11 protein-coding genes and 1 pseudogene are annotated in these 11,694 nt (G+C 69.5%); 7 read left to right on the forward strand and 5 right to left on the reverse strand.

Annotated features, from left to right (window positions below; all coding sequences use genetic code 11):
• Positions 1-36: 36 nt before the first annotated feature.
• The 3 genes from SJ20_RS10705 to SJ20_RS10715 form a co-directional block, all read right to left on the reverse strand.
• Positions 37-2,274, reverse strand: a complete 2,238-nt coding sequence (locus SJ20_RS10705) for a copper-translocating P-type ATPase (protein WP_044659895.1) — start codon at positions 2,272-2,274, stop codon at positions 37-39.
• Between the two features lie 75 nt (positions 2,275-2,349).
• On the reverse strand, positions 2,350-2,679 hold the full coding sequence (locus SJ20_RS10710; protein WP_044659896.1) for a heavy-metal-associated domain-containing protein: 330 nt from the start codon (positions 2,677-2,679) through the stop codon (positions 2,350-2,352).
• Positions 2,680-2,690: 11 nt separating this feature from the next.
• Positions 2,691-3,515, reverse strand: a complete 825-nt coding sequence (locus SJ20_RS10715) for a cell wall metabolism sensor histidine kinase WalK (RefSeq protein ID WP_235281298.1) — start codon at positions 3,513-3,515, stop codon at positions 2,691-2,693.
• Between the two features lie 76 nt (positions 3,516-3,591).
• Between SJ20_RS10715 and SJ20_RS10720 the strand changes: the two genes are divergently transcribed.
• Complete coding sequence (locus SJ20_RS10720) at positions 3,592-4,935, forward strand: IS256-like element ISMlu11 family transposase (protein ID WP_044658726.1); 1,344 nt, start codon at positions 3,592-3,594, stop codon at positions 4,933-4,935.
• Here SJ20_RS10720 and SJ20_RS10725 read toward each other — a convergent pair.
• Both SJ20_RS10725 and SJ20_RS10730 read right to left on the reverse strand, forming a co-directional pair.
• The gene (locus SJ20_RS10725) at positions 4,919-5,362 is read right to left on the reverse strand and encodes a HAMP domain-containing protein (protein ID WP_044659897.1); all 444 of its coding nucleotides are present in this window, start codon (positions 5,360-5,362) and stop codon (positions 4,919-4,921) included. The genes SJ20_RS10720 and SJ20_RS10725 overlap by 17 nt on opposite strands.
• A complete protein-coding gene (locus SJ20_RS10730; protein ID WP_044659898.1) occupies positions 5,359-6,078 on the reverse strand; it encodes a response regulator transcription factor in 720 nt (239 codons plus the stop codon). The genes SJ20_RS10725 and SJ20_RS10730 overlap by 4 nt, the downstream gene beginning before the upstream one ends.
• A 156-nt stretch (positions 6,079-6,234) precedes the next feature.
• Between SJ20_RS10730 and SJ20_RS10735 the strand changes: the two genes are divergently transcribed.
• From SJ20_RS10735 to SJ20_RS10760, 6 genes and pseudogenes are all read left to right on the forward strand, one after another.
• Entirely contained in the window at positions 6,235-7,101 is an 867-nt protein-coding gene (locus SJ20_RS10735) for a F510_1955 family glycosylhydrolase (RefSeq protein WP_044659899.1), read from the forward strand.
• Between the two features lie 611 nt (positions 7,102-7,712).
• Positions 7,713-9,092, forward strand: a complete 1,380-nt coding sequence (locus SJ20_RS10740; RefSeq protein WP_235281299.1) for a multicopper oxidase family protein — start codon at positions 7,713-7,715, stop codon at positions 9,090-9,092.
• Between the two features lie 106 nt (positions 9,093-9,198).
• Positions 9,199-10,446, forward strand: a complete 1,248-nt coding sequence (locus tag SJ20_RS10745) for an IS256 family transposase (protein ID WP_011117090.1) — start codon at positions 9,199-9,201, stop codon at positions 10,444-10,446.
• 58 nt (positions 10,447-10,504) lie between these two features.
• A pseudogene (locus SJ20_RS10750) lies at positions 10,505-10,714 on the forward strand (multicopper oxidase domain-containing protein); the annotation flags it as partial.
• A 221-nt stretch (positions 10,715-10,935) separates the two neighbouring features.
• Positions 10,936-11,235, forward strand: a complete 300-nt coding sequence (locus tag SJ20_RS10755) for a transposase (RefSeq protein ID WP_044659901.1) — start codon at positions 10,936-10,938, stop codon at positions 11,233-11,235.
• Positions 11,232-11,687, forward strand: a complete 456-nt coding sequence (locus SJ20_RS10760) for an integrase (protein WP_044659904.1) — start codon at positions 11,232-11,234, stop codon at positions 11,685-11,687. The genes SJ20_RS10755 and SJ20_RS10760 overlap by 4 nt, the downstream gene beginning before the upstream one ends.
• Positions 11,688-11,694 lie beyond the last annotated feature (7 nt).

An 11,694-nucleotide genomic window follows, 5' to 3' on the forward strand; every position in this document is an offset into this window, starting at 1 on the left:
CTATTCTCAGACACGCCCTAGCGCCAAGAGGCGCGATCAGGAGGTCGCGGGTTGAAGGGCAGCCTGCGACCGGGGGCGCTCGAGAGGAGCCAGGTGCTCCGGGTCCAGGTCGATCCGGCGCAGCAGCTGGGCGTTGAGGGCGACCACGATGGTGGAGGCGGACATCAGGATCGCGCCCACCGCGGGGGAGAGCACGAACCCGATCGGGGCGAGCACGCCGGCGGCCAGCGGCACGGCGAGCACGTTGTAGCCGGTGGCCCACACCAGGTTCTGGATCATCTTGGTGTAGCTGGCCTGGGAGAGCTCGATCATCGACAGCACCGCGCGGGGGTCGTTGCTGGCCAGCACAACGCCGGCGGACTCCATGGCCACGTCGGTGCCGGCGCCGATGGCGATGCCGACCTCGGCCCGCGCCAGTGCCGGGGCGTCGTTGACGCCGTCGCCCACCATGGCCACGGACAGTCCCCGGGACTGCAACTCGGTGACCTTGGTGTCCTTGTCCTGGGGGAGGACCTCGGCGAAGACCTCGTCGATGCCCAGGTCCGCCCCGACGGCCTCGGCGACCTGGCGGGCATCGCCGGTGATCATCGCGACCTTGATGCCGCGGGCGTGCAGGGCGGCCACGGCGGCCCGGGACTCGGGGCGGACCATGTCCTCCACGGCGACCGCGCCGATAACGGACCCCTCGCGCAGCACGTGCAACACCCCGGCCCCGCGCGCGGTCCAGGAGGCGGTGTGCTCAGTGATCTCCGCCGGCACGGTCAGGTTAAGCTCGCGCAGCATGTTCGGGCCCCCGACGAGGATCTCGGAGCCGTCCACGGTGGCGCGCACCCCGCGGCCCATGGCAGCACTGAAGTCCGTGCCGCGCTTGCGCAACGTGCTGGCCTGCGGGTGCTGCCCGGCGGCGGTGACGATGGCCCGGGCCACGGGGTGCTCGCTGTCAGCCTCGGCCGCGGCGGCCACCGCCAGCAGTTCTGCCTCGGACACGCCGGGCATCGCGGTGACGGCGGTGACGACGTGGGCGCCCTCGGTCAGGGTGCCGGTCTTGTCGAACAGGACCACGTCGATGGTGCGCATCCGCTCCAGGGCCATCCGGTCCTTGATCAGGACCCCGGACTTGGCGGCCTTCTCCGTGGAGAGGGCGATCACCAGCGGGATGGCCAGGCCCAGGGCGTGCGGGCAGGCGATGACCAGCACGGTCACGGTGCGGGTGACCGCATCGGTGGGCTGGCCGATCGCGGTCCACACGATCGCGGTGATGATCGCCGCAACCAGGGCGAACCAGAACAGCAGGGCCGCCGCCCGGTCCGCCAACGCCTGGGCCCGGGAGGAGGACTCCTGGGCGTCGGCGACCATCCGCTGGATCCCGGCCAGGGTCGTGTCGGTCCCGACGGCGGCCACCTTCACCCGCACGGTGTTGTCGGTGGCCACGGTCCCAGCGACCACCGTGTCCCCGGCCTGGCGCAGCACGGGCTTCGACTCCCCGGTGATCATCGCCTCGTCGAACTCCGCGGCGCCCTCGAGGATGGTCCCGTCGGCCGGCACCCGGGCCCCGGCCCGCACTAGCACCACATCGCCCACGGCCAACTCGGTGATCGGCACGGTGATGGTGTCACCGTCCACGACCTTCTCGGCCTCCTCCGGCAGCAGCGCCGCCAGCGCGTCCAAGGCGGAGGAGGCCGCGCCCAGGGCGCGCATCTCCATCCAGTGGCCCAGCAGCATGATGACCACCAGCAGCGCCAGCTCCCACCAGAAGTCCAGCATCAGGTCCCCGATGCCCAGGGTCGTGACCCAGGAGGCGACGAAGGCCACCGTGATGGCCATCGCGATCAGCAGCATCATCCCGGGCTGGCGGGCGCGCAACTCGGTCAGCCCGCCCTTCAGGAAGGGCATGCCGCCATAGAGGTAGATCACGGTGCCCAGCACCGGGGCGATCCACGCCGAGCCCGGGAACTCGGGGACGTGGTAGCCCAGCAGCTGCCCGACCATGTGGCTGAAGAACACCACCGGGATGGAGAGCACCAGTGAGACCCAGAACCGGTTCTTGAACATCGCGGTGGAATGCCCGGCGTGCTGACCGTGGTCGTGGACCTGGTGGTCCTCGTCCAGGGCCGAGTGGGCGTGGCCCTGGGGCATGGCCTGCCCGTGGGTGGCCGCGTCCGCGGGGTGGTGGGCGGCATGGTCGGTGTGGTTGGCGTGGCCGGCGTGGGGGTTCGGGTCTGGGTGTTCGGCGGTCTGGTCGGTGGGGTGATCGTGGTGGTGCGGGGTGCTCATGGTGTTCCTTCTGCTCGGCGGTCTGTTCGGCGACCGGCTCGGCGGTGGGGCGCCGACCTCGAGGGGATGGGTCGGTTAGATCCGGACGCGGTAGCCGGCCGCTTCGATGGCCGTCCGCACGGAGTCCGCGGAGGCGGGCCCGGTCACGGTGACGGGGGAGGCCCCGCCGGCGACCAGTTCGATCCGGACATCGTCCACCCCGTCCAGGGCGCTCACGGCCTCGGCGACGGAGCCCACGCAGTGTCCGCAGGTCATGCCCTCCACCTGGTAGGTCGCGTCGCCGGCGCTCGTCCCGGTTGGGTCGGCACTCTGGTCCCCGGCGGGGGCGGTGGCGTCGGCGGCTGGGGCGCAGCACGAGCAGTCGTTGGTGGCCCCCGGCAGCGGGGTGCGGGCGGATTCGGTCATGACGGTCTCCTTCAGGTCTGAGGGCGGCGCCGGACGGCGCCTCTCCTCTTGGTATATACCCCCCGGGGGTATCGTTCAAGGGGTGGAGCGCCGGTGTTCACGGTGGATGAACGGGTGCGCCGGTAGGTGGGCTGGTCGGGGGACTGCTTGGTGGGCAGGTCGATGGTGAACGTCGCCCCGGCCGTGGTGGAGGTGGCGCTCAAGGTGCCGCCGTGGGCCTGGATGAGAGCTCGGGAGATGGCCAGGCCGACCCCGGAGCCGCCGTGGTCACGGTCGCGGGCGGTGTCCCCGCGGTAGAAGCGTTCGAAGACGTGCGGCAGGTGCTCGGGAGAGATCCCCTCCCCGGTGTCGGTGACGCTGAGCGTGACCCCGGACGGGTTTTGTCGGGCCTCGAGGGTGACCCGGCCCCCGGCCGGGGTGTGGCGCAGGGCGTTGGTGAGCAGGTTGCCCAGGACCTGGCCCATGCGCTGGCGGTCCACGTCCACGGCCAGGCCCGGATCGGCGTCCATGGTCAGGGCCACGCCCTTGGTGGCGTAGGCCTCCTTGTGGGCCTCGGTCGCGGCATGCAGCAGCCCGCTGACCCCTTGGGGGCTGCGGTCCAGTTCGATCCGGCCCTCCTCGGCGCGGGAGACGTCGTTGATGTCCTCCACCAGCCGGGTCAACCGGGCCAGCTGCTCGCCCATCAGCTCACCGGTGGGCTCGTCCCAGTGGGACACCCCGTCTTGCAGGGCCTCGTGGTAGACGGTCAGCACGGAGACGGGGGTGCGCAGCTCGTGGGCCAGGTCCGAGAGCATCCGTCGACGGGTGTCCTCGGTGCGCTGAAGCCGTGCGGCCATGGTGTTGAAAGACCCTGCCGGGCGTGTCAGATGGTCTGTGTAAGCCGTACCGAGAGGAACGGTAAGAATCATGACCATGATCGACGAGAAGAACCCAGGCGAGCCCTCGGGCCAGGACCTGGTCGAGCAGCTGAAAGCCTCAGGGCAGCTTGATGCCCTGTTCGCGCAGATCGACGCGGGCGGCGTCGAGCTCACCGGTGACGGCGGGTTCGTGCCCGCGCTGGTCAAGGCCGCGCTCGAGCGGGGCCTGCAGGCCGAGCTGACCAGCCATCTGGGCTACGAGAAGGGCTCGAGCGAGGCGCTGAAGCACGCCAACTCCCGCAACGGGACCACCCCGAAGACCGTGGAGTCCGAGGTCGGGCCGATCGAGCTGGACGTCCCGCGAGACCGGGGCGGGTCGTTCACCCCGCGCCTGGTGCCCAAGGGCCAGCGGCGCCTCGGGGGCCTGGATGACATGATCATCAGCCTCTATGCCGGCGGAATGACGATCCGGGACATCCAGCACCACCTGGCCTCCACGATCGGCACGGACCTGTCGCACGAGACGATCTCCAACATCACCGACGCCGTGAGCGAAGAGGTCCTGGCGTGGCAGTCGCGGCCGCTGGAGGAGTTCTATCCGGTGATCTATCTCGACGCAATCCGGATCAAGATCCGAGAGAACAGCCAGGTCCTCAACCGTGCCGCCTACATCGCCGTCGGCGTGGACCTCGAGGGCATCAAGCACGTGCTGGGGATCTGGGTCCAGGACACCGAGGGCTCGGCGTTCTGGGCCCACGTCTGCGCCGATCTCGCCAACCGGGGCGTGCAGGACGTGCTGATCGTGTGCTGCGACGGGCTCAAGGGCCTGCCGGAGGCGGTCGAGGCGACGTGGCCGGACTCGATGGTCCAGACCTGCGTGGTTCACCTGATCCGGGCCGCGATGCGGTTCGTGGCCTACCAGGACCGCAAGAAGGTCGCCGCCGCGCTGAAGCCGATCTACACCGCCCCCAACGAAGAGACCGCGAGGAAGGCGCTGGCCGAGTTCGAGGCCTCCGAGCTCGGCACGAAGTACCCGTCTGCAGCCGCGACCTGGGCGAACTCCTGGGAGCGGTTCATCCCGTTCCTGCAGTTCCCACCCATGCTCCGCAAGGTCATCTACACGACCAACAGCATCGAGTCGCTGAACTTCCAGCTACGGAAGGTGACCAAGAACCGCGGCCACTTCCCCTCGACCGAGGCGGCGGTGAAGCTGCTCTGGCTGGCGATCTGCAACATCGAAGACAAACGCGCCGCCGAACGCGCTCGGGACCGGGGCAAACCCGCCGGCCAGCGCAAAGCCCAGGGCCGGCTCGTCGAAGGTCAGGCCGTCACGAACTGGAAGCAGGCCCTCGCCCAGCTCGCCGCGGCCTACCCCGACCGGATCAACCCCTACCTGTGACCACCCCGCTTACACAGACAAGTTGACACGCCCACCCTGCCAGCTCCTCCACCTCGGTGCCGGCGCCCATGGCCGGTACGCGGGTGTCGTACCGTCCACCGGCCATGGCCTTGGCCGCCTGGGTCAGGGCGTTGATCGGACTCTGGATCCGGCGGGCGACATGCCAGGTCAATGCCAGACAACAGATCAAGGCCGTGGCCAGGGCCACGCCCAGGGTCCAGAAATTGGCGTCCCGGTAGGCCTGCTCCACGTGCAGCATCTGGGCTGCATCGTGTCCGGCCCCGGCCTGTTCCAGGTGCTCGTGGAACAGTGGTGGGCCGGCCAGGGAAGCCACCACCACCGCGGCCAGCACGCTGGCCCCCACCACCAGCAGCTGGGCGAGGAAGAACCGGGCCGCTAATCCTTGGTAGCGCCGCCGGCCGGTCATTGCTCCGCCATCCGGTAGCCGACCCCGCGGACGGTGTCGATATAGCGGGCCGGGTCCGCGCCGAGCTTGCGGCGCAGGTTCTTGATGTGCACGTCCACGAGCCGTTCATCGCCCACCCAGGCCGGGTCCCAGACGATATCGATCAGCTGGCGCCGGCAGAAGGCCTGGTGCGGGCGCCCCGACAAGGCGGCCAGCAGGTCGAACTCCGTGCGCGTTAGTTGCACCACCTGGCCCGACACGCGGGCTTCGTGGGCGGCCAGGTCGATGACCAGGTCACCGCAGACCCGTTCCGGTTCGGGGGCTGACACCGTTGTGCGCGGCCGGCGCATGACCACCCCCACCCGGGCGACCAGCTCCCGGACGCTGAAGGGTTTGGTGATGTAGTCATCGGCCCCCACCGCCAATCCCTCCAACCGGTGGTGCTCATCGCCGCGGGCGGTGAGCATCAGCACATAGCACTCGGAGAAGGCCCGCACCCGCCGGCACACCTCGATCCCGTCCAGCCCGGGCAGGCCCAGGTCCAGGACCATCACGTCGGGCTCGTGAACCCGGGCGGCCTGCACTGCGGCCGGGCCGGTGTGGGTGAGAGCCACCTCGTAGCCGGCCCGCTCCAGGTAGGTGGCCACCATGCGCGCCAGCGGCTTCTCGTCATCGACCACCAACACCCGGCCGGCCGCCGGACCAGTCCCAGTGTCAGTCCCAGTGCCAGAGTTCATGGGTCCAGTCTCGCTCTGTCTCGCGCCCCGGCGGCTCAGAACGGTGCCGGGGCGGGGAATCTTCATCGAATCTTCAAGGCAAACCGCCCCATCCCGGCGCGTCACCGGCCGACAATGGTAGAAGCCCCGCCTTTTGGCCCGGGGCGGAAAGGCTCCATGACCCCCCTGACCCGCAGAACCCTGATCGCCGGCGGGCTGACCCTGCTCGGCGCTAGCACCCTCACCGCCTGCGCCGCGCCGAACCCCGCGACATCCCCGGCGGCCGGCACCGGCACGCAGGGCACCGGCACGGCCATCACCCACGTCCATGCCCTCACCCGGGACCCCGAGTCCGGTGAGGTGCTGCTGGCCACCCACCAGGGCCTGTTCCGGCTCCAGGACGGGGAGCTGACCCAGGTCGGTCCGGTCGTGGACTTCATGGGTTTCACCCTGACTCCCGAGGGCCGCTACCTGGCCTCGGGTCACCCCGCGCCGGGCACCGACCTGCCCGAGCCGCTGGGCCTGGCCGAGTCCACCGACCGGGGCCAGAGCTGGACGGTGCTCTCCCGCGGCGGCGCATCCGATTTCCACGCCCTGGCCGCCGGCCCGAACGGGGTCCTCGGCTTCGATGGGCAACTGCGCGCCAGCACCGACGGCCTCACCTGGCAGAGCCTTGAGATCCCCGTCGCCCCGGCATCGCTGGCGATCTCCCCCCAAACCGGGACCGTGCTGGCCACCACCGAAACCGGCATGTTGCGCTCGACCGACCACGGCGCGACCTGGACCACCCTGGACACCCCCCAGCTGATGCACCTGGTCGCCTGGGCCGATGACACCACCGCCGTGGGCGCCGGCACCGAGGGACACCTGCTGACCAGCACCGACGCCGGCGACACCTGGACCGCCAGCGACCGCCCGGTCGGCACGGCCACCGCCCTGGGAACGGGCATCACCGACGACGGGCAGACCGAAGCACTGCTGGTCGTCGGCTCGACCGTGCTGTCCACCACGGACGGCGGGAACACCACCGAATCGCTGCTGTGACCTCCCCCCGCCGCCCCCTGTCCGGCTGGCCCGCCCTTCGAACCGTTCTGGGCACCCTCGTGTTGATCCTGGGCCTGCTCGGGATGCACGCTGGTACGGGCACCAGCGCGGCTTGGGCCGCCACCGGTACGGCCGCCGCCACAACTGTTCATCACCTCGGGCCGGGGCCATCGGTCCGGCCGGCATGGTGCCCGAGGTCGTGCTCCCGGCCGAGCCTGCCGGGGATGAGGCAGCCGACCCCGGGCTGCCGGTCTGTGCCCTGGAGGCCGTGGACGATACCTGCGCCTCGGCCCTGACCAAGGCACCTGTCGTGTCCCACTTGGCCTCCCGGGCCCTCCTGCCTAGCCCCGGTGGGGGACTGACCGCACCACCCCTGCCCTGGGTTGCCCATTTCCGGCCCCCGTGGACCCTTCACTGGCTCAACTGGCCGTCAGCCGCACCTAAAGCCCCCGGCCGCGCCCCACCGGTGAGCGCAGGGTCCGCCAATACCTCCGGGTGACAGCGGCACGCAGCCCCGGTACGCCACCGGCCTCACCCAGCAACTGATCAGCCATGCCCGGCCCCGTCGCGCCCGCCTGCGACACGGGGCCGGATGACGGAAAGAAGAACCGATGACCTCCTCACTGACCACCCGCCGCACCTTCCTGGGCGCCTCCGTCGGGGCCCTGGCGCTGGCCGGGCTGGCCGCCTGCGCCGATCCCGCCATCAGCCCCCAACCGTCAGGGCGCATCCTGCCCACCGACCCGCTGGTCGCCGAGTACGAGAAACGACGCGCCGCCTCGGGCACCACCGTCACCCACCGGCTCTCCGCCGCACCCCTCGAGACCTCCCTCCAGGGTCGGGGCCTGACCACCTGGGGATACAACGACGGCCTCAACGGGCCGCTGCTGCGCGCCCAGACCGGGGACCTGCTCAAGGTCAGCGTCGCCAACGACCTGCCCGAGGACACGAGCGTGCACTGGCACGGGCTGGCCCTGCGCAACGACGCCGACGGAGTCCAGGGGGTGACCCAGGACCCCATCGCCGCCGGAGGACGCTATACGTACGGCTTCCGGCTGTCCCATCCGGGCACGTACTGGTACCACTCCCACTTCGACACCCAGCGCGAACGCGCCCTGTACGGGGCCCTGATCGTCGAGGACCCCAACGAGCCCCTCAGCTACGACCAGGAATGGGTCGTGATCCTGGACGACTGGCTCGACGGGATCACCGGAACACCGCAGGACGTCGTCGAGGAACTCTCCGCCGGGATGGACATGTCCGGCGACATGGAGGGCATGGCCGGCATGGCGGGCATGGACCACGGGTCCATGAGCCAGGACAGCTCCTCGGGCATGCCCATGAAGCACATGCTCATGGGCGCTGAGAGCGACTATCTGGGCGGGGACGCCGGCGACGTGAAGATCCCCGTGCACCTGTTCAACGGCCGCCCCCCATCCGACCCGGACACCTTCTCCAGCACCCCGGGCAACCGGATCCGCCTGCGCTTGATCAACGCGGCCGGAGACACCGCCTACCGGGTCGGGATCCCCGGCCAGGAACTGACCATCACCCACACCGACGGGTTCCCGGTCCAGCCCCGCCAGGCCGATGCCGTCGTCCTGGGGATGGGCGAACGCCTGGACGTGCTGATCACCCTCGGCGACCAGGCGGTGCCCGTACTGGCCCTGCCCGAGGGCAAGACCGGCCACGCCTACGGCATCATCGCAGCCGGTCCAAAGACCACGCTCTCCGGTCGGCTCCCACAGACCCTGGGCGGAACCGTGCTCGATGGCAGCCGACTGAAGGCACACGAATCCGTCCTGCTCCCACCCAAGGACCCGACCACGACCCACGAGGTACGCCTCACCGGATCGATGATGGAGTACGACTGGGGCATCAACGGGCGACGCTTCGACCCGGCCAACCCCTTCGAGGGCGCCTTCGAACTCCGGTTGGACGAACGCGTGCGGGTCACGATGACCAACGACACCGAGTTGAGTCCCGGATAGTGGTGTAACCCTCCCCGGTGGCCACGACCATCTTCGAGACGGACGCGGTCACCGTGGGAGCCTTCGAGCGAACCTTCCACAGCACTCTCGAAAGGACATCACCACGATGACCGCTCCACACATTGTCGACCCTGAACGCCTGCTGCGCGAAGCTCTCGGGGAGGCCTCCCCAGACCTGCTGCGCCACCTGCTGCAGACCGTGATCAACGCACTGCTCTCCGCCGACGCTGACGCGGTCTGCGGGGCCGAGTACGGCAAGCCCTCCGAACACCGGACAGCGCAGCGCAACGGCTACCGCCACCGACCCCTGGACACCCGCGCCGGCACGATCGATGTGGCCATCCCCAAACTCCGGGCCGGCACGTACTTCCCCGAATGGCTGCTCGAGCGCCGCAAACGGGCCGAGTCCGCACTGATCACCGTGGTCGCGGACTGCTACCTGGCCGGGGTCTCGACCCGGCGCATGGACAAGCTCGTACGGCAGCTGGGCATCGACTCGCTCTCGAAGTCCCAGGTCAGCCGGATGGCACAGGAGTTGGACGAGCACATCGAGGCTTTCCGTCACCGGCCGCTGGGCGAGGCCGGCCCGTTCGTGTTCCTCGCCGCCGACGCCCTGACCATGAAAGTCAGAGAGGGCGGGCGGGTGATCAACGCGGTGGCCATGGTCGCCACCGGGGTCAACGCCGACGGGCGCCGCGAAGTCCTCGGGCTGAGGGTGGCCACCACGGAGACGGGTGCGGCGTGGAACGAGTTCTTCGCGGACCTGGTGGCCCGGGGGCTGGCCGGGGTGGCACTGGTGACCTCGGACTCCCATCGCGGCCTCGTGGAAGCCGTGGCGGCGAACCTGCCCGGGGCCGTGTGGCAACGCTGCCGCACCCATTACGCGGCGAATCTGATGGCCGTGACCCCGAAGAGCATGTGGCCGGCGGTGAAGGCCATGCTGCACAGCGTGTACGACCAGCCCGACGGGCCGGCCGTGCAGGCCCAGTTCGAGCGCCTGTTGGACTACGTGCAGGACAGGTTGCCCGCGGTGGCTGGGCACCTCGATGCAGCACGAGAGGACATCCTCGCGTTCACCTCGTTCCCGAGGGACGTGTGGTCCCAGATCTGGTCGAACAACCCTGCCGAGCGGCTGAACCGGGAGATCCGGCGCCGCACGGACTCGGTGGGGATCTTCCCGAACCGGGATGCCGTGGTGCGTCTGGTCGGGGCTGTGTTGGCCGAGCAGACCGATGAGTGGGCCGAAGGCCGCCGGTATCTCGGCCTGGAACTGCTCGCCCGGTGCCGTGAGCCCCTGACCACGGAGCAAGAGACCGTGATGAGCACGGAGGTGATGCCGACCCTGCAGACCTGACAGGTACAAGCCCCCTACAACCTCGAAGACGGCTACACCACTTCCAGGGACTTGACCCGACACCGACATGTGGCACCCCATGCACCTGCACGGCCACACCTTCCAGCTGGCCGACCATGGCGCCCGCAAGGACACGGTCATCATCAAACCCCGGCAAACCATCGTCTTCGACTTCGAGGCGGACAACCCGGGCCAGTGGCTAACCCACTGCCACAACGCTTACCACGCCGAGGCCGGGATGATGGGCGTCTTCTCCTACATCCACTGACCCTCCCGCCCGGCCCACACCCCTCCATCCACGGGGGGATCGCACGGTGGCCGCCCAGGAAAGAACATGCCTTTATCGCTCACCCCCACCCACCGTGCCCAGCCCGCCCGAGACCTCTGGCCCGGCACCCCCGTCCTGACCCGTAGGAGGAAAGGGTCTGCCGTGAGTTTGGTTGACATCTGATCTGTGGTCCCGGGAGGGACTGCTGGAAGGATGACCCCATGCCCGCTGCATACCCCCGAGAGTTCCGCCAGGACGTGGTCGCGATCGCCCGTAAGGGTCAGATGCCGATCGCGCAGGTCGCGAAGGACTTCGGCATCGCCGAGTCCTGCCTACGGCGCTGGCTGGCCCAGGATGATGTCGAGGCCGGGATCCGGCCCGGCATCACCAAGGCTGAGAACGAGGAGCTGAAGGCTCTCAAGCGCCGCAACCGTGAATTGGAGATGGAGAACGAGGTCCTACGGCGTGCGGCCGCGTATCTGTCCCAGGCGAACCTGAAATTGGGTCAGTCCCCACAATGAGCTATCCCGTCGTGAAGGACCTGGCCCGCGACGGGATTCCCGTGAAACTCTCCTGCCGGGTCCTCGGGTTCTCCCGTCAGGCCTACTACCAGTGGCTGGCCGAACCTGTCAGCGAGCGGGAATGGTCCGACGCGCATGCCGCCAACGCCGTCCTCGATGCCCATGCCGATGACCCGGAGTTCGGATACCGGTTCCTGGCTGATGAGCTCCGCGGCCGTGGCCTGGCCGTGTCGGACCATCAGGTGTTGAAGGCCTGTCGGCTCGTGAAGGTCCGCTGCTGCCACTGGTTCCGTCGCGGCTCGGGCAAGCGTCCTGGCCCTGCCGTTCATGATGATCTGGTTCGTCGTGAGTTCCGCGCTGAGAAGCCGAACCAGCTGTGGCTCACGGACATCTCAGAGCATTGGGCCGGGGATTCCAAGCTCTATCTCTGCGCGGTTGTCAAGGGCCATTGAGTTCTGC

Origin of the sequence: Micrococcus sp. MS-ASIII-49 (genome assembly GCF_000946635.1) — a bacterium.
Classification (GTDB): domain Bacteria; phylum Actinomycetota; class Actinomycetes; order Actinomycetales; family Micrococcaceae; genus Micrococcus; species Micrococcus luteus.